This window comes from Leuconostoc sp. S50 (assembly GCF_016624925.1).
Taxonomy (GTDB): Bacteria; Bacillota; Bacilli; order Lactobacillales; family Lactobacillaceae; genus Leuconostoc; species Leuconostoc pseudomesenteroides.
Genome location: NZ_JACVUE010000008.1, coordinates 23,446 through 39,753 on the forward strand (window position 1 = coordinate 23,446; position 16,308 = coordinate 39,753).

Annotated in this window: 24 protein-coding genes; 22 read left to right on the top strand and 2 right to left on the bottom strand. The window is 40.9% G+C overall.

The window, feature by feature from the left end; all coding sequences use genetic code 11:
• The first annotated feature begins 1 nt into the window (after position 1).
• From rplE to rplQ, 15 genes are all read left to right on the top strand, one after another.
• Complete coding sequence (gene rplE / locus IAE53_RS07485; protein ID WP_004911253.1) at positions 2-544, top strand: 50S ribosomal protein L5; 543 nt, start codon at positions 2-4, stop codon at positions 542-544.
• Between the two features lie 133 nt (positions 545-677).
• A complete protein-coding gene (rpsH, locus tag IAE53_RS07490; protein ID WP_010280531.1) occupies positions 678-1,076 on the top strand; it encodes a 30S ribosomal protein S8 in 399 nt (132 codons plus the stop codon).
• A 24-nt stretch (positions 1,077-1,100) separates the two neighbouring features.
• Entirely contained in the window at positions 1,101-1,637 is a 537-nt protein-coding gene (rplF, locus tag IAE53_RS07495; RefSeq protein ID WP_004911247.1) for a 50S ribosomal protein L6, read from the top strand.
• Between the two features lie 79 nt (positions 1,638-1,716).
• Positions 1,717-2,070 carry a 50S ribosomal protein L18 gene (rplR, locus tag IAE53_RS07500; RefSeq protein ID WP_004911242.1) on the top strand — a complete coding sequence of 118 codons (354 nt, stop codon included), beginning with the start codon at positions 1,717-1,719 and terminating at the stop codon, positions 2,068-2,070.
• Between the two features lie 19 nt (positions 2,071-2,089).
• Positions 2,090-2,596 (top strand): 30S ribosomal protein S5, encoded by a 507-nt coding sequence (rpsE, locus tag IAE53_RS07505; protein WP_004911239.1) that lies wholly within the window; start codon positions 2,090-2,092, stop codon positions 2,594-2,596.
• A gap of 11 nt (positions 2,597-2,607) precedes the next feature.
• Positions 2,608-2,790, top strand: a complete 183-nt coding sequence (gene rpmD, locus IAE53_RS07510) for a 50S ribosomal protein L30 (protein ID WP_004911238.1) — start codon at positions 2,608-2,610, stop codon at positions 2,788-2,790.
• A gap of 29 nt (positions 2,791-2,819) precedes the next feature.
• A complete protein-coding gene (gene rplO, locus IAE53_RS07515) occupies positions 2,820-3,254 on the top strand; it encodes a 50S ribosomal protein L15 (RefSeq protein ID WP_004911235.1) in 435 nt (144 codons plus the stop codon).
• Complete coding sequence (secY, locus tag IAE53_RS07520; protein ID WP_147651110.1) at positions 3,254-4,588, top strand: preprotein translocase subunit SecY; 1,335 nt, start codon at positions 3,254-3,256, stop codon at positions 4,586-4,588. The genes rplO and secY overlap by 1 nt, the downstream gene beginning before the upstream one ends.
• Positions 4,581-5,147, top strand: a complete 567-nt coding sequence (locus IAE53_RS07525) for an adenylate kinase (RefSeq protein WP_010296127.1) — start codon at positions 4,581-4,583, stop codon at positions 5,145-5,147. The genes secY and IAE53_RS07525 overlap by 8 nt, the downstream gene beginning before the upstream one ends.
• A gap of 103 nt (positions 5,148-5,250) precedes the next feature.
• A complete protein-coding gene (infA, locus tag IAE53_RS07530) occupies positions 5,251-5,466 on the top strand; it encodes a translation initiation factor IF-1 (RefSeq protein WP_002816015.1) in 216 nt (71 codons plus the stop codon).
• A 45-nt stretch (positions 5,467-5,511) separates the two neighbouring features.
• Positions 5,512-5,631 carry a 50S ribosomal protein L36 gene (rpmJ, locus tag IAE53_RS07535; RefSeq protein ID WP_002816013.1) on the top strand — a complete coding sequence of 40 codons (120 nt, stop codon included), beginning with the start codon at positions 5,512-5,514 and terminating at the stop codon, positions 5,629-5,631.
• 73 nt (positions 5,632-5,704) lie between these two features.
• Complete coding sequence (gene rpsM, locus IAE53_RS07540; protein ID WP_002816010.1) at positions 5,705-6,076, top strand: 30S ribosomal protein S13; 372 nt, start codon at positions 5,705-5,707, stop codon at positions 6,074-6,076.
• A gap of 127 nt (positions 6,077-6,203) precedes the next feature.
• Positions 6,204-6,590: a 30S ribosomal protein S11 gene (gene rpsK / locus IAE53_RS07545; protein ID WP_004899402.1), complete on the top strand. Its 387-nt coding sequence runs from the start codon at positions 6,204-6,206 to the stop codon at positions 6,588-6,590.
• A gap of 47 nt (positions 6,591-6,637) precedes the next feature.
• Positions 6,638-7,582: a DNA-directed RNA polymerase subunit alpha gene (locus IAE53_RS07550; RefSeq protein WP_004911224.1), complete on the top strand. Its 945-nt coding sequence runs from the start codon at positions 6,638-6,640 to the stop codon at positions 7,580-7,582.
• Positions 7,583-7,619: 37 nt separating this feature from the next.
• Positions 7,620-8,003, top strand: coding sequence for a 50S ribosomal protein L17 (gene rplQ / locus IAE53_RS07555; RefSeq protein ID WP_004899394.1), 384 nt, complete (start codon positions 7,620-7,622; stop codon positions 8,001-8,003).
• Between the two features lie 56 nt (positions 8,004-8,059).
• On the opposite strand, the gene IAE53_RS07560 is transcribed toward rplQ, so the two are convergent.
• Entirely contained in the window at positions 8,060-9,058 is a 999-nt protein-coding gene (locus IAE53_RS07560; protein ID WP_148423454.1) for a polyprenyl synthetase family protein, read from the bottom strand.
• A gap of 67 nt (positions 9,059-9,125) precedes the next feature.
• Positions 9,126-10,796, bottom strand: coding sequence for an FAD-dependent oxidoreductase (locus IAE53_RS07565; protein WP_148423455.1), 1,671 nt, complete (start codon positions 10,794-10,796; stop codon positions 9,126-9,128).
• 174 nt (positions 10,797-10,970) lie between these two features.
• Between IAE53_RS07565 and IAE53_RS07570 the strand changes: the two genes are divergently transcribed.
• Genes IAE53_RS07570 through IAE53_RS07600 form a run of 7 tightly spaced genes read left to right on the top strand, consistent with a single transcriptional unit; the run spans position 10,971 to position 16,259 of the window.
• Entirely contained in the window at positions 10,971-11,789 is an 819-nt protein-coding gene (locus IAE53_RS07570; RefSeq protein WP_200136268.1) for an energy-coupling factor transporter ATPase, read from the top strand.
• Complete coding sequence (locus tag IAE53_RS07575; RefSeq protein ID WP_148423457.1) at positions 11,765-12,622, top strand: energy-coupling factor transporter ATPase; 858 nt, start codon at positions 11,765-11,767, stop codon at positions 12,620-12,622. The genes IAE53_RS07570 and IAE53_RS07575 overlap by 25 nt, the downstream gene beginning before the upstream one ends.
• Entirely contained in the window at positions 12,615-13,418 is an 804-nt protein-coding gene (locus tag IAE53_RS07580) for an energy-coupling factor transporter transmembrane protein EcfT (protein ID WP_148423458.1), read from the top strand. Before IAE53_RS07575 ends, IAE53_RS07580 begins: the two co-directional genes overlap by 8 nt.
• 1 nt (position 13,419) lies before the next feature.
• Positions 13,420-14,535, top strand: a complete 1,116-nt coding sequence (gene eis, locus IAE53_RS07585; RefSeq protein WP_148423459.1) for an enhanced intracellular survival protein Eis — start codon at positions 13,420-13,422, stop codon at positions 14,533-14,535.
• Positions 14,536-14,559: 24 nt separating this feature from the next.
• Positions 14,560-15,330, top strand: a complete 771-nt coding sequence (truA, locus tag IAE53_RS07590; RefSeq protein WP_148423460.1) for a tRNA pseudouridine(38-40) synthase TruA — start codon at positions 14,560-14,562, stop codon at positions 15,328-15,330.
• A 15-nt stretch (positions 15,331-15,345) separates the two neighbouring features.
• Positions 15,346-15,852: a phage tail protein gene (locus tag IAE53_RS07595; RefSeq protein WP_148423461.1), complete on the top strand. Its 507-nt coding sequence runs from the start codon at positions 15,346-15,348 to the stop codon at positions 15,850-15,852.
• Complete coding sequence (locus tag IAE53_RS07600; RefSeq protein ID WP_010293112.1) at positions 15,849-16,259, top strand: pyridoxamine 5'-phosphate oxidase family protein; 411 nt, start codon at positions 15,849-15,851, stop codon at positions 16,257-16,259. Before IAE53_RS07595 ends, IAE53_RS07600 begins: the two co-directional genes overlap by 4 nt.
• The last annotated feature ends 49 nt before the right edge of the window (positions 16,260-16,308 follow it).

A 16,308-nucleotide genomic window follows, 5' to 3' on the forward strand; every position in this document is an offset into this window, starting at 1 on the left:
CATGGCTAACGCTTTAAAAGAAAAATATGTTAATGAAGTTCAACCTGCTTTGATCGAAAAGTTTAACTTCAAATCATCAATGCAAGCCCCAAAGATTGATAAAATTGTCTTGAACATGGGTGTTGGTGATGCAGTTTCAAACTCAAAGAACTTGGATGAAGCGGTTGAAGAATTGAAGTTGATTGCTGGACAACAACCAGTTATCACAAAGGCAAAGAAGTCAATCGCTGGTTTCCGTTTGCGTGAAGGTATGTCAATCGGAACTAAGGTAACACTACGTGGTGAACGTATGTATGACTTCTTAGACAAGTTGATCAACATTTCATTGCCTCGTGTTCGTGATTTCCGTGGTGTATCATCAAAGGCTTTTGATGGCCGTGGTAACTACACTTTGGGTATTCGTGAACAATTGATTTTCCCAGAAATTGATTTTGACAAAGTTAACCGTGTTCGCGGTTTGGACATTGTTATTGTTACAACTGCTCAAAACGACGAAGAAGGTCGTGAGTTGTTAACACAATTGGGAATGCCATTTACTAAGTAATTAGTGAATAAAAATGTTGTTACTCTAAATGAGTGACGCGTTTTTAACTGTTATCGACTAAAATAGTCTATAATAGTTAAGAGCGTGTCATTTTGCATGATTACGTTCAAAATTTAAAGGAGGATATCGATAGATGTCTATGACTGATCCAATTGCTGATTTATTGACACGCATTCGTAATGCCAACTTGGCACATCACGAAGTTGTTGAAATTCCAGCATCAAAAATTAAAAAGAGTATCGCTGAAATCTTGAAATCAGAAGGTTTCATCCGCGATGTGGAATATATTGATGACAACAAGCAAGGTGTCATCCGTGTATTTCTCAAGTACGGAGAAGACCGTAATCGTGTGATTACTGGTATTAAGCGTATCTCAAAGCCAGGTTTGCGTAAGTATGCTAAGGCTGAAGAATTGCCAAAGGTTTTGAATGGTTTGGGAATTGCTATTATCTCAACTTCTGCCGGTGTGATAACTGACAAAGAAGCTCGTTCAAAGCAAGTTGGTGGCGAAGTACTCGCCTACGTTTGGTAATATATCTAAGAAAGGAGACTTACCATGAGCCGTATTGGAAACAAAACAATCACATTGCCTGCTGATGTGACTGTATCTCAAGAAGGTGCAGTTGTTACAGTTAAAGGACCAAAGGGTGAATTGTCACGTGAAATCGTTTCAGCAATCACAATGAATGTTGAAGGGACTGAAGTTTCTTTCACGCGTGAAAGTGACGACAACAAGACCAAAGCTTTGCACGGTACTACACGTGCCAACGTTGCAAACATGGTCGAAGGTGTATCTGAAGGTTTCACAAAGACATTGAAACTTGTTGGTGTTGGTTACCGTGCTGCAAAGTCAGGTTCAAAGTTGACTTTGAGTGTTGGTTATTCTCACCCAGTTGTCTTTGAAGATCGTGAAGCGTTAACTGTTGAAGTACCAGATGCCTTGACAATTAAAATTTCAGGTATTTCAAAGCAAAAAGTCGGCGATTTAGCAGCTGAAATTCGTGCCGTTCGTTCACCAGAACCTTATAAAGGTAAAGGTATTCGTTACGAAGGTGAAGTTGTTCGTCGTAAGGAAGGTAAGACTGGTAAGTAAGTATTTACTGCTAGTAGTACAAGTTCTGTTAAAAAATATTTTAAAGTGGCATAAGCCATAAGAAAAGGAAAGCACAGCTATGATTTCAAAACCAGATAAGAATAAGCTTCGCGTAAAGCGCCACAAGCGTGTACGTGGAAAAATCTCTGGTACTGCTGCTCGCCCACGTTTGAACGTTTTCCGTTCTAATGCAAACATCTACGCTCAATTAATTGATGACGTAGCGGGTGTAACGCTAGCAAGTGCCTCAAGTCACGATGCCGAAGTAACGGGATCAAAGACTGAACAAGCAGTTAAAGTGGGTGAATTGATCGCCGCACGTGGTAAAGCCGCAAAGGTTGAAGAAGTTGTCTTTGATCGTGGTGGTTACGTTTATCATGGACGTGTTCAAGCACTAGCAGAATCAGCCCGTGAAAACGGTTTGAAGTTCTAAGGAAAGGAGGAATATTAAAATGGTTGAATTCGTTAATCCTAAGTCACTTGGTGAATTAGAAGAGAACGTGGTTGCTATTAACCGTGTCACAAAGGTTGTTAAGGGTGGTCGTCGCTTGCGTTTTGCAGCGTTGGTTGTCGTTGGTGACAAACAAGGACACGTTGGTTTTGGTACTGGTAAAGCACAAGAAGTTCCTGAAGCTATCCGTAAAGCTATTGAAGATGCTAAGCGTAAGTTGATCACTGTGCCAACAGTTGCTACAACTATTCCTCATGAAGTCCTTGGCGAATGGGGTGGCGGTAAGATTTTGGTCAAGCCAGCCGAAGAAGGATCTGGTGTTGCCGCTGGTGGTGCCGCACGTTCTGTTATGGAACTTGCAGGTATTGCCGATGTGACTGCTAAGTCACTTGGTTCATCAACACCAGTTAACGTTATTCGTGCAACTTTCGATGCGCTAACAAGCTTGAAAGATGCCGAAGAAGTTGCTAAGTTGCGTGGTGTTTCTTTGGAACACTTAGCTGAATAAGGAGCGATAAAATGGCAGATTTGAAAATCACTTTGATTAAGAGTGCGGTTCATCGCTTACCTAAGCAACGCGCGATTGTTAAGTCTCTTGGACTTGGCCGCGTATCTAGTTCAGTGGTGAAGCCTGATAACGAAGCTACACGTGGTGCAATTTTCCATATTGCTCACTTAGTTAACGTTGAAGAAGTTAAGTAAATACACATTAAAATAGGAGGTACCGAAAGATGAATTTGAACGAATTACAACCAGCCGCTGGCTCACGTCACGTACGCAACCGTGTTGGTCGTGGTACATCATCTGGAAACGGTAAGACATCCGGACGTGGTCAAAAGGGTCAAAAGGCTCGTGGAAAAGTGCGTTTGGGTTTTGAAGGTGGTCAAATGCCTTTGTACCGTCGTATTCCAAAACGTGGATTTACTAACATTTCACGTAAGGAATTTGCAGTTGTTAACTTGGATAAGTTGAACAGCTTTGATGATGGCACTGAAATTACACCAGCACTTTTGATTGAAAACGGTATTGTTAAGAATCAAAAGTCAGGTATTAAAATTTTGGCTGTAGGTCAACTTGAAAAGAAGTTGACTGTGAAGGCACATAAGTTTTCAGCAGCAGCTGTTGCTGCTATTGAACAAGCCGGTGGGTCAACTGAGGTACTTTAATGCTTAGCACGTTATTTAATGCAGTACGTGAAAAAGACATACGCAAAAAGCTAGGATGGACATTTTTGATTTTGTTTATATACAGAATTGGAACACACATCACTGTGCCAGGTGTTAATCCTGCTGCTATGTCTGATATGGCTAACTCAGGATTGATGAACATTTTGAACATCTTTTCTGGTGGTGGCTTGATGAATTACTCATTGTTTGCTATGGGTGTTTCACCATACGTGACGGCACAAATTGTTGTGCAACTTTTGCAATTAGATATCGTGCCTCGCTTTGTTGAATGGAGTAAGCAAGGTGAAGTTGGTCGGCGAAAGTTGAACAACGCCACACGTTGGTTGACACTTGTGCTTGCTTTTGTTCAATCTGTGGGTATTACAGCAGGATTTAATTCACTGTCTTCCTATGGATTAGTTAGCCAAACAAATAACGTGATGTCATTTATTGTGATCGGTTCGGTCATGACGATTGGAACGTTTTTTGCGATGTGGCTGGGTGAGATGATTACTGAAAAAGGTCTTGGAAACGGTGTTTCTATGATTATTTTTGCAGGTATTATCGCGCAAGCGCCAGAAGGTTTGTATGAAATTTTCAAAGAAAATATTTTACAAGCTGGTAATGGTGAAGTATTAAACGGTTGGGTGTTTATGATTGTGCTGTTAGTAGCAATGGTTTTGGTTGTTGCGTTTACAACTTGGTCATATGAAGGCACACGTCGTTTACAAATGCAGTACACACGTTCGGCTACTTCGTATGGTAGCGAAGCGTATTTACCTTTGAAAGTCAATGTTTCAGGTGTGATTCCTGTCATCTTTGCCTCATCATTTATTAGCACGCCGCAAACAGTGTTGTTGGCCTTTCAAGATAAATATTCTTCTGCTCAATGGTATCAAGTTATGCAACAAATATTTAGCATGACGACTTTACCAGGAGCAATACTTTACACTGTGTTAATTGTCGTTTTCACATATTTTTACGCGTTTGTTCAAGTTAACCCTGAAAAGTTAGCTGAGAATCTACAGAAACAAGGGGCTTACATTGTCGGTGTTCGACCTGGTGATCAAACGAAAGCTTTTGTTTCAAAACTTCTATTAAACTTGAGCTTTGTTGGTTCAATTTTCTTGGGTGTTGTCGCATTAGTACCCTTGATTGCATCTGACGTGTGGGGATTAAACGAGAAAATCGGTTTGGGTGGCACTAGTCTATTGATTTCAATAGGTGTTGCACTGGATTTGATTCGTCAAATCGATGGTTTAATGCAGAAAAAGAATTATGTTGGATTTATTACAAAAGATCAATTAGCAGCTCGGGAGGCAATCAATGGCTAAGAATTTGATTTTATTGGGATTACCTGGTGCCGGGAAAGGTACACAGGCAGACTTCATCGTGAAGGACTATCCTGTGGTTCATATTAGTACTGGAGATATTTTCCGTACTAATTTGGCCAATAACACAGAATTAGGTCAAAAAGCTCGTGAATTCATGGATGCTGGTGACTTAGTTCCCGATGAAATTACGAATGCTATGGTTGCTGACCGTTTGAGTCAAAGTGATGTTGAGGAAGCTGGATTTATGCTTGACGGTTATCCTCGTAATGAAGCACAAGCTGAATTTTTGGATAGTTACCTGTCTGACAATAATCAGGCAGTTTCAGCAACATTGTACTTTGAAGTTTCTGACTCATTATTGCGTCAACGTCTTTTGGGACGTGGACGTGCAGATGATACGCCAGAGGTAATTGATAACCGCTTAGCCGTTAATAAAGCGGCCAACTTGCCTTTGGTAGATTATTACCAACGTGCTGGTGTGTTGCACACCATCGATGGCGGTCGCCAACTTGCTGACGTGTATCGTGATGTTAAGGAAGTTTTAGATAACTTAGATTAATTATCTGAAATGTCATTGAGAAATACCATTATTTCTGGTATAATTTGATAGGTTAGGCACTTATCAACAATGTAGAACATGATAAGCACAGGAGGTTGAGTGCGTGGCCAATGATGTCATTGAAATTGAAGGTAAGGTGAAAGAAACTTTACCAAATGCGATGTTCCAAGTAGAACTCGAAAATGGTGCTGTGATTTTGGCACATGTTTCTGGAAAAATTCGTAAGAACTTTATCAGAATATTGCCAGGTGATCGCGTCACTGTTGAAATGTCACCATACGACTTAACTAAGGGTCGTATTACTTATCGTTTCCGATAAGGAAAGATTTGGAATAATCAGTTAACCGAATAGGAGGAATAGATTATGAAAGTACGCCCATCAGTTAAAAAGATGTGTGATGCTTGTCGTGTTATCAAGCGCAATGGTCGAACAATGATCATCTGCTCTGCTAACCCAAAGCACAAGCAACGCGCTGGTAAGTAATTATCGCGCATTAATTATTGATTGAATAAGGACATAATTGTCGTTTTCAAAATACTAAAGGAGGTAAATTGTTATGGCTCGTATTGCAGGTATTGATTTGCCACGTGACAAGCGAATTGTCATTGGCTTAACATACATCTACGGAATCGGTAATACTACTGCACAAAAGGTTTTAGCTGAAGCTGGTGTGTCTGAAGACGTTCGCGTTCGCGATTTGACATCAGACCAAGAAGACGCTATCCGTGCAACAGTTGACAAGTTGAATTTGCAACTTGAAGGTGACTTGCGCCGCAAGGTATCACTTGATATCAAATCGTTGCAAGAAATCGCTTCGTACCGTGGCATTCGTCATCGTAAGGGCTTGCCAGTTCGTGGACAAAACACGAAAAACAACGCTCGTACACGTAAAGGCCCAGCTAAAGCAATTGCTGGTAAGAAAAAGTAATATACTTTTTCTGGTTGTATCCTCATCGATACGGCACATGATTATCGCAACCATAGTTGCGTAATGTTGGTTGACAATCTGTTAACCCGAGAAATTATATATAAAGTATTGAAAAGGAGGCAAACAAATGGCAGGTCGTACAACGCGTAAGCGTCGTGTGAAGAAGAATATTGAAGCTGGTGTGGCTCACATCCATTCAACATTCAACAACACCATCGTCATGATTACAGATGTTCAAGGTAACGCAGTTGCTTGGTCATCAGCAGGTGCACTTGGCTTCAAAGGAAGTCGTAAGTCGACACCGTTCGCTGCACAAATGGCAGCAGAAGCTGCAGCAAAAGGTGCCATGGAAATGAACATGCGCACAGTTGCAGTAACTGTTAAGGGCCCAGGTTCTGGTCGTGAATCAGCAATCCGTGCTTTGGCAGCAGCGGGCTTGGAAGTGACATCTATTAAAGATGTTACACCAGTTCCCCACAACGGATCACGCCCACCAAAGCGTCGTCGTGTTTAATTGAATTTCATTGCTCTTGCTGTGAAAGAAGGGGTAAGAATTTACAGATGATTGAATTTGAAAAGCCAAATATTCATAACATCGAAGAGGATGCCCGCTATGGCAAGTTTGTCATAGAGCCTCTTGAACGGGGATATGGTACGACATTAGGTAACTCTTTACGTCGTATCTTACTATCTTCGCTTCCAGGCGCAGCCGTTAACACGGTACAAATTGACGGCGTGGTTCACGAGTTTTCAACTGTGGACGGCGTAGTTGAAGATGTCACACAAATTATCTTAAATCTTAAGAAAGTTGTGTTGGCGATCGATTCTGATGATGAGCGCTCTCTTGAAATTGATGTTCAAGGTCCAGCTGATGTGACAGCTGCAGATTTGCAGGGTGGCGCAGACGTTGAAGTGCTCAATCCTGATTTGCATATCGCTACTGTGGCAGCAGGTAAGTCACTGCATATGACAGTCACGGCAGTTAAAGGCCGCGGTTATACGTCAGCAGATGAAAACAAAAAATTACGCGATGAAATGCCTATCGGTGTTTTGGCGGTTGATTCGATTTATACACCAATTGAACGTGTTAACTATCAAGTTGAGAACACGCGTGTTGGTGCACGTGACGATTACGATAAACTCACATTTGATATTTGGACAAATGGTTCCATCAAACCAAGTGATGCGCTCAGCTTAGGTGCTAAAATCTTAGCAGAGCATTTGAACTTGTTTATGGACATCTCACCAGTAGCTGCAGAAGCCAGCGTTATGGTTGAGGCAGAACCAGTTGCAGTTAGTGCATCTGATTCTGCACCAATTGAAGATTTGGATTTGTCTGTTCGTTCTTATAATTGTCTCAAACGGGCCGGTATCAACACCATCGTGGAGTTGACAGATCGCACTGAAGCTGACATGATGAAAGTGCGTAATCTCGGTCGGAAATCACTTGACGAAATCCAAGAAAAGCTCACAGAAATGAACTTGGGATTCCGCAAGGAAGATTAACACATGTTTTTAAACTACTATAAAGGAGGATTCACCAATGCCATATCGTAAATTGGGTCGTACGTCTTCACAACGTAAGGCTATGTTACGTGATTTGACTACTGATCTTTTGATCAATGGGCGTATTACGACAACAGAAGCCCGCGCAAAAGAAGTGCGTAAAACGACTGATAAGATGATTACATTAGGTAAGCGTGGTGACTTGGCTGCTCGTCGTCAAGCTGCTGCCTTTGTCCGCAATGAAGTTGCGGATGTTATCGAAGATGGTGACAATGTCAAGGTTCAATCAGCTTTGCAAAAGCTTTTTGATGATGTTGCCCCTCGCTTTGCCGAACGTAATGGTGGTTATACACGAATTCTCAAGACTGTCCAACGTCGTGGCGACGCCGCTCAATTGGTCATCTTGGAGCTCGTTGATTAATCAATTGTAATAAAAACACTCAAAGCATTTAATGCTTTGAGTGTTTTTTGTAACCATTAATATTGACGATTCAACAAGATGTCGCTTAATTGTTCGATTTGAGTTTTAATATTTTGTTGTGGTAACTGATCAATTAATAGATTTAGTTCCTCATTGTATTTAACTAGCAAGGAGTTAAGGCGACTCATTGCTGCACTACTATCTACGAGGGTATGAACACGTTTAAGTTCAGTATCAGAAATGTCATCGCGAAGTTGAAGAAGACTAATCAACTCATTGTGGATTGTACTGTCTTCTAGAGCAAATAGAATTGGCGCTGTATAAATACCATTCTTAATATCTTGACCAATTGGTTTGCCTAGTGCCAAATTCTTTGATAAGGCTTCAAAATCAAGATAATCATCTAATAATTGAAAGACAATACCTAGTGTTTCACCGATTTGAGGAACAATTTGTTTGAGATTGGGATCATCTACACTGTCGCTACTGATACCAAACATAACGCTTAACTTAAATAATGCAGCGGTTTTACCGCTGATTTGTGAAATATAGCTTTGGAAAGTGATATTAGTTTGATAGCGATTTTGTTTTTGGCTGAGCTCGCCAAATAAAATATCTTGCAGCGCGCTTAAAGCAAGTTTGTCTGCGCCAGTATCATCGGCTTCACTCAGAAGAGAGAACATACCCGTCAACAAATAATCCCCTGCGTAGACTGCGGTATCTTTGCCAAATTGCGATTGGATACTTTCAAAGCCACGCCGCAGTTTGGATTCATCAATAATATCATCATGAATTAACGTTGCTAGATGTAACAATTCGACGCTTGCACCGAGGGCAATAGCTTTTTTGTTGTAAGGTTGCGCAGTTAATTCAGAAAATAAGAGTGTCAAAGCGGGTCGGACAAGTTTACCAGCGTTTAATTGTGAACGAATTGCATTGTCAATTTCTGAAAAACCAATTCGCCAACTGTTTGACATTTTGGTTAATACCGCTTGTAATGGTTCGTTTAGTTCTGGGAAAGAATCCCATATAGTTGGAAGGGATGGCGTTGCCATGGAAATCTCTTTTCATTAATATGTACAAAGTGCGAGAACGTACATTCTCGCACTTTATTATTATAACTTATTTTTCAAGTTCATTATATGTTGATTTGGCTTTTCCGTACCAAAGACCACCGAGAGTCTTTTGTAAGAATGGGACAACGTAGAAATCAAGCCCAAATCCACGACCCGAACCGTTCATAACAGCTAAACTACTCAAAATAATAAACCAGTGTGTCATGTCAAATCCGTTTGTTGACCAAGCAACGATTGTGAGGATAATTGATAAGAGACCTAATGGCCAAGTGAACAAACCAAGGAAAAGGCCGGCACCCGTAATAATTTCTAAGAAGCTAGCAAATCCGTGTTGCCAGAACAGCTCATTGAGGCTACCAATATTGCCCAATGCTGCTAAAATCCAGAAGATTCCAAGGAAGAGGCGAAGCGGTGTTGACCAGAGTACATTGCCTAATCTTGAGATGCTGCCTTTGAAAGGATTACGACCATCCTCTGTTCTGAAAAATTCATCCATCAAATAGTGGAAAATAGAATAAGCGGAACGAATCTGTGAGTAAAAGAATAAGTTGATACCGTGCTTGGCGATACTTGCAAAAAATCCTGAGAAGTTCAATCCCATTAGACTTGCAACCGTGTAGTGGGAACCAATCGAAACAGCAAAGCCATGATATTTAACAGCTTCAGCAAAAGTCTTTGATTTACCAAAGCCTAAGTCTGCAAGAATGTTGATGGCAGCAGCACGTGCAGCACTCTCAGCACCTTCGACAGTTTGTGGCACTGGTCCAGTCTTGTCATCTACGTATGATAATGTATCACCGGCAACGTAGATGTCTTTTTCGGGTGTATCATCATCTTTGGTTGCATGCATGTAGTCGTCTGCTTCGATACGACCACCGCGACCATACTTGAATCCCCAATCAGAGATGAATGATTTTGCTTTAACACCAGCCGTCCAAATCAATGATTTTGTTGGCAACGTCGAGTCATCAGCAAATACGACACCATCTTCAGTCACACCAGTGACACGGGCGCCTAAGCGAATGTCAACACCATTATTTTCCATATATTTAAAGGCTTTGTCCGCTAATTTGCGGTCTTTTAGCATGTTCAAAATTGATGGTGAAGCTTCAAGTAAGACTAGCTTAATTTCACTTTCGGACAATTTATAAGTTTGCGCTAATACTTTGCGTTGTTCAATAAATTCACCCATTAGCTCAGCACCAGTGAAACCGGACCCGACAACGGCGATGGTTAGCATTTGTTCACGCTTGGCGGGATCAAGTTCGGCAGCGCCTTGACCAATTGTGTGTTCAATGTGCGAACGAATTGCCAATGATTCTTCCATTGACCATAATTCAAAGCCGTGTTCTTTAACACCGGGAGTACCAAAATCATTGGATTGACCACCAACAGCTAATACTAACTTCTCATAAGGAATATCACCCTCAGTGGTTGAAACAGTTTTGGCGTTTTTATCAATACCATTAACTTCAGCTGTGAGCAACTTAACATTCTTATTTTGATAGAAAAGGTGTTCTAAGTCTTCTTGTACGTGCTTTGGTTTAACACGTTGCGATGCTACCTCATGTAATTCAGTCATATAGGTGAAATATGAATGTTTATCAATGAGGATAATGTTGTAATCCTTGTGACCTTTCAACTTCTTAGATAGTGTTTTTGCAGCAAAAACGCCACCAAATCCGGCACCAACGATGACAATATTTTTTTCTGTCATGAAATACTCCCTTTGTGAAATTTCTAATTTATTAGTATTTTACTCTTCTTAGTATAGACTAGTTTAGCTTAATTTACTAGGTTTATGAGATAATTTCTTTGTGAATTACATTGTTTAAATATCGAATACGGCATAAACTATTTTTGATAGAAAAATGTGGTAAAATATAGGTTAATGGCTAAAGCAATTACAATTAACAATTTAACATATCAATATGATGATCATGAGCTCTTTGATGGGTTCAATTTATTGGTTGAAGCCGGTGAATGGGTGGCTCTGGTCGGTCATAACGGTTCCGGTAAATCAACCTTGGCAAAATTAATTGTTGGCTTAATCGTTGCCAACGGTGGGGATATCGATGTTTTTGGTGAACGTCTAACCGTTGATAGTGTCAATGATATTCGCGCCCAGATTGGAATGGTATTTCAAAATCCAGATAATCAGTTTGTTGGCGCAACAGTTGCTGATGATGTGGCCTTTGGTTTGGAAAATATTGAGTTGCCCAGTGATGAAATGCCACAAAGAATTGATGAAGCACTTCACACTGTGGGCATGGAAAATTTCAAAGAGCGTGAACCACATACTTTATCAGGTGGGCAGAAGCAACGTGTGGCCTTAGCCAGCGTTTTAGCTTTGGGACCCAAGATTATTATTCTGGATGAGGCCACTGCCATGTTGGACCCAGAAGGACGGGCGACTATCATGACCACACTTCAGAATCTAAAGGCACAATTTGGTGCAGAATTGACATTGATTACAATTACGCATGATATGGACGAGGCTGCGTTGGCAGACCGTATCGTCGTTATTAACGATGGACGGCTTATTTTAGATGGCAGCCCAGATGTTGTTTTTTCAAAATCACAAACCATGCATGATAATGGCTTGGAGCTACCTTTTGCCGGTGAACTAACAGCGCGGTTGACCGTTAAACCAGAAAAATATTTGGATGAGAGAGAATTAATACATTGGCTATCACCTTCGAACAAGTAAATTTTAGTTATGGTGCCGGCACAACTCTGGCCAATCCTATTTTGCACGACATCAATATTACGATTGCGGACCACCAAGTAACTGCTATTATTGGGCAAACTGGTTCCGGCAAATCCACGTTGATTCAACATTTAAACGGTTTGTTAAAACCGACAACGGGTCAAGTCACTGTGGATGATTTGATTGTGACAAACGCCACTAAAGAAAAACAATTAACTAAATTGCGAGCAAAAGTTGGGATGGTGTTTCAATTTCCTGAAAACCAATTATTTGCAAACACAGTTTTGGAAGATGTGATGTATGGACCATTGAACTTTGGCTATAAAACTGATGAGGCTAAACAGTCCGCACAATCAGCTTTAAAAATGGTAAATGTAGCCGAAAATTTGTGGCAAAAGTCACCCTTTGAATTATCGGGTGGTCAAATGCGCCGTGTTGCAATGGCTGGTGCTTTGGCTAGTAATCCAGATATTGTGGTTATGGACGAGCCGGCCGCTGGTTTGGATCCTAAGGGACAAGCAGAACTGCTGGCATTGGTGAGCAATTTAAAAGAAGCGGGAAAACTAGTTGTTTTTATTTCGCATCAAATGGATCATGTTGTATCAGTTGCTGACCAAGTGATTGTCATGCAGGACGGTCATGTTGCGGCACAAGGAACCCCGGCTGATGTATTCAATCGCGACATTGACTGGTTTAAAAGTGTGAATTTGGACTTGCCACGTGCAGGACAATTTGCCGAGCAATTGCGTGCTAATGGTGTGTCACTCAGTCGGCGACCATTAACCTTAGCGGAATTAGCAACCATGATAAATGAGGAATACGAGCATGAATAATATTATGATTGGTCGTTTTGTGCCGGGCTCTTCTTGGGTACACCGATTAGATCCAAGAACGAAAATGATTGTAACTTTTGTGTTCATTTTTGTGATGCTATTTGCCTCATCATGGGGCACTTATGCATTGTCAGCTGTTTTTGTGGTTTTGGCAATAAGATTGACACAACAGCCTTTTAAACTTTATTGGGATGGATTAAAACCGATTTTTTGGCTCATTTTGTTTACTGTCGTTTTGCAGTTATTTTTAACGCCAGGAACACCTGTTGTGTTGCATGTTGGACCACTTCAAGTGACATGGCCAGGTATTTTAAATGCTATTTACGTTATGATTCGGTTTACATTGATTATTTTGATGTCAACTATTATGACATTAAGTACACCACCAACTAGCATTGCCAACGCATTAGAGTCATTATTGGCCCCACTTAATAAAATTCATGTGCCAGTTGCCGAGTTGGCTTTGATGTTGTCAATTGCATTACGTTTTGTGCCACTTTTAATGGATGAAACACAAAAAATTATGAATGCGCAGAAATCACGAGGCATGAGTTTTTCGACTGGTGGACCCATCAAACGAGCTCGTGCTATTGTACCGCTCTTGATTCCATTATTTGTTGGTGCCTTACAGCGTGCTCTTGATCTTGCCAACGCGATGGAAATTCGTGGTTTCAAGGACGCAGCATCACGAACAAAGTATCGTACTTTGTTGTATGGCAGACAGGATGTCGTAGCATTTATCGGTACACTAATTTTCGTTTTAATTTTTATCGGTATCAAAATAAGCGGGGTCTAATATGATTAAAACTGTTGCTATCACGCCTTCGAACTTTGAACAAATTCTTGCTCTGGATGCCGATGCTTTTGGCTATCCAGTGGGGACTAAGACAATGTATCGTCGTGAGCTTGTTAAGAACGCGACGGTTTATGGTGATATTAATGATGACACTATCACTAGTCAAGTGTTCGCGTTACCGTTGCATGTTAGGCTTAATACTGCAACTGTTAAAATGGTTGGCATTGGCAATGTTGCGTCATATCCTGAAGTTCGCGGTAATGGCGCCATCCGTCGCATTATGGCACAAATTCAGTCTGATGCTTATGAAGATGGCGCTATACTGTCTTACTTGGCGCCGTTTTCGTATCGATTCTATCGTCAATTTGGCTATGAGTGGCTATTTGACCAAAAACAGTACACTTGGGACGATCATACGGTTCCAATAGGTGCCAAAACAACACCAGTCAAGCGGTTATCGTTTGATGAAGCGTTACCCACAATGAAAAAAATTATCGGACAGCACCCAGATTTTCAATTTGGTGCTTTAGCGCGAGATGATTGGTGGTGGCGGTTTCGCTACACAGTGCGCCTCTCTGATTTAAAAATCGCTACGACTGAAAATGGTTACGTGATGTATCGTTTTGAAGGTGAGAAGCTAATCATACAGGAATTAGTTACGCTTACTCATGATGCTGAACTGGCATTGTGGCGTTTTATTAGTAGTCGAGCAGGCACATTCAAGCAATTTCAACTAACGGACGGGCAAACTCGTGACTGGCGTGATTTATCTGCAGAACCAATGGCAGTAAAGATACAACAACAGGCAGGTATGATGGTACGCATTGTCAATATAGCTGCTTTGCTAAGGATACTTGCCTTACCAGTTGAAATGGTCATTGATGTTACTGATGATTTTGAACAAAACGCCGGTCGTTGGCAAATCAATGGTGAGAAATCAACCGCAACCGCCCAATTGAGTGGTACGGTTCAAGCATGGACAAAAGTTCTGTTGCATGCGCGTCGTGCTGAAATGCTGTTACAAACCTGTGAATTGCATGGCGATATACAATCAGCCCGCAGATTAGATCAGGTCATTAATTTCAGTCAGCGTCCCGTTTTAGCAGATTATTTTTAAAGCAGATAGAGGTAAAAATACAGTATGCCACGTTATAAAGCAATTGTTGCCTACGATGGTACAGATTTTTTTGGGTTCCAACTTCAAACAAAAAACGGCGTTGAGTCAGCCCGTACCGTCCAAGGTGAACTTAACAAAGTGGTTAATCAAATGGCCAAAAAACCGCAACCACCTATTAAAGTCATTGGCGCATCACGAACAGACACGGGTGTTCATGCGTTTGGACAAGTCGTGCATTTTGATTTTCCTTATGATATTGCATCGGATAAGTTTCGCAAGGGGTTGAATACTTTGTTGCCCCGCGATATTCTGGTTAAATCTGTGACACGCGTGTCTGATGATTTTCACGCGCGATTTAATACGCATGCCAAGCGTTATATTTATCGAATTTCAACGTTAGACTATACAGATCCGTTCAAACGGCATTATACTGGACATTTTCATTGGCATTTAGATGTCGATCGCATGAAATCAGCGTTGTCTGATTTCATAGGTGAACATGATTTTGCTAGTTTTGCCGCTTCTGGAAACGAGACGGCTACCACCGTGCGCCGAATTACACGCGTTGAATTAACTGAAAAAGTTGAAGAACATGAACTGGTTTTGGTTTTTGAGGGTAATGCTTTCTTATATAATCAGATTCGAATTATGGTTGGCGTTTTGCTAGAAATTGGCACTGGACGACGACCTGTTCATGATATTCAAAGGTTAATTGCGGTTAAGGATCGGGAACAAGCACGTTTTACAGCACCGGCCAGCGGTTTATATTTGGATGAAATTTCTTATCATGACTAAAGAGGTAAATGAAAAATGAGTGATGTGGTTGATTTTAAAATCGTCAGTGACAATGGGCTAACGGATTCATCGTTATCAGCTTCACTAGCAGGCTTTCGTGCCGGCAAGGCGAAGTATTTTTCGCGAAAATATCACTCACAATATGTCTCATTTTCTCCTGATGAAAAGAAAAGGGAAATCTCGCATTTCAATCAAATATTACTAGAGGAGCGGCAATTAATATTTGATTCACCCATTATTGCAGTGGCACTGTATGAGGATGTGGATGTTTTCTGGCCCGAATTTTATTATCAAAATGGTATGGTGCTAAATTTACTGTATGAAAAGCACGGTCAAGATGGCAAAAATCCTAAACGAGCAGTGGGAATTGTTCTGGTCGAAGGGGCGGCGATACCAGATGCTTTAGTTGGTAAATTTAAATTTGCGCATCAACGGTCTAAATTAGCTGGGGATGTTCGAGGCACTTATTTTGTTGTGAAACAAAATTGGGATGAACTATTATTTGGAGGAAAAAATTTATGACACTTTTTGAGGAGTATATTCAAGCATCACGAGGATTAGCATTTGTTGCCACTAGCAAACAAAATCAACCAAGTGTACGTATTATGGGGTTTGCGCCTGATCCTGATCAACCAAATATTTGGTATTTTAATTCGAAGCCAAATACTGAGAAGATGATTGACTTGGCGGCTAATGAGAACGTTTCAATCATAACGCCACTAAACCAAAATGGTGCCAGAATTGAATCTAATCACGCCACAATGCGTCGATCGGATAAAAAATGGGCTGACATTAAAGACCTTTTTGCAAACAATAAGCCCTATCTTCACGCACATCCAGATGTTGAAAATGAAGTGATTTTAGTATTAGAAATTCACTCAGCTCGTCTTGCTTCATATGCTGGGACGGAAATAGTTAATTTTGATTAAAACCATTGACATTGCACGGTTTTTTAGGTAAGATTGTAGACGGTATTGT

Excerpts from the sequence above, each read along its gene's own strand:
- IAE53_RS07570 (WP_200136268.1), top strand. The coding sequence starts at position 10,971 with ATGGCTAAAGCAATTACAATTAACAATTTAACATATCAATATGATGAT.
- IAE53_RS07595 (WP_148423461.1), top strand. The coding sequence starts at position 15,346 with ATGAGTGATGTGGTTGATTTTAAAATCGTCAGTGACAATGGGCTAACG.
- eis (WP_148423459.1), top strand. The coding sequence starts at position 13,420 with ATGATTAAAACTGTTGCTATCACGCCTTCGAACTTTGAACAAATTCTT.
- IAE53_RS07525 (WP_010296127.1), top strand. The coding sequence starts at position 4,581 with ATGGCTAAGAATTTGATTTTATTGGGATTACCTGGTGCCGGGAAAGGT.
- rpsH (WP_010280531.1), top strand. The coding sequence starts at position 678 with ATGTCTATGACTGATCCAATTGCTGATTTATTGACACGCATTCGTAAT.
- IAE53_RS07565 (WP_148423455.1), bottom strand. The coding sequence starts at position 10,796 with ATGACAGAAAAAAATATTGTCATCGTTGGTGCCGGATTTGGTGGCGTT.
- IAE53_RS07600 (WP_010293112.1), top strand. The coding sequence starts at position 15,849 with ATGACACTTTTTGAGGAGTATATTCAAGCATCACGAGGATTAGCATTT.
- IAE53_RS07550 (WP_004911224.1), top strand. The coding sequence starts at position 6,638 with ATGATTGAATTTGAAAAGCCAAATATTCATAACATCGAAGAGGATGCC.
- IAE53_RS07580 (WP_148423458.1), top strand. The coding sequence starts at position 12,615 with ATGAATAATATTATGATTGGTCGTTTTGTGCCGGGCTCTTCTTGGGTA.
- rplR (WP_004911242.1), top strand. The coding sequence starts at position 1,717 with ATGATTTCAAAACCAGATAAGAATAAGCTTCGCGTAAAGCGCCACAAG.
- rpsM (WP_002816010.1), top strand. The coding sequence starts at position 5,705 with ATGGCTCGTATTGCAGGTATTGATTTGCCACGTGACAAGCGAATTGTC.
- rplQ (WP_004899394.1), top strand. The coding sequence starts at position 7,620 with ATGCCATATCGTAAATTGGGTCGTACGTCTTCACAACGTAAGGCTATG.
- IAE53_RS07560 (WP_148423454.1), bottom strand. The coding sequence starts at position 9,058 with ATGGCAACGCCATCCCTTCCAACTATATGGGATTCTTTCCCAGAACTA.
- secY (WP_147651110.1), top strand. The coding sequence starts at position 3,254 with ATGCTTAGCACGTTATTTAATGCAGTACGTGAAAAAGACATACGCAAA.
- rpsE (WP_004911239.1), top strand. The coding sequence starts at position 2,090 with ATGGTTGAATTCGTTAATCCTAAGTCACTTGGTGAATTAGAAGAGAAC.
- rpmD (WP_004911238.1), top strand. The coding sequence starts at position 2,608 with ATGGCAGATTTGAAAATCACTTTGATTAAGAGTGCGGTTCATCGCTTA.
- truA (WP_148423460.1), top strand. The coding sequence starts at position 14,560 with ATGCCACGTTATAAAGCAATTGTTGCCTACGATGGTACAGATTTTTTT.
- rpsK (WP_004899402.1), top strand. The coding sequence starts at position 6,204 with ATGGCAGGTCGTACAACGCGTAAGCGTCGTGTGAAGAAGAATATTGAA.
- rplE (WP_004911253.1), top strand. The coding sequence starts at position 2 with ATGGCTAACGCTTTAAAAGAAAAATATGTTAATGAAGTTCAACCTGCT.
- rpmJ (WP_002816013.1), top strand. The coding sequence starts at position 5,512 with ATGAAAGTACGCCCATCAGTTAAAAAGATGTGTGATGCTTGTCGTGTT.
- rplO (WP_004911235.1), top strand. The coding sequence starts at position 2,820 with ATGAATTTGAACGAATTACAACCAGCCGCTGGCTCACGTCACGTACGC.
- rplF (WP_004911247.1), top strand. The coding sequence starts at position 1,101 with ATGAGCCGTATTGGAAACAAAACAATCACATTGCCTGCTGATGTGACT.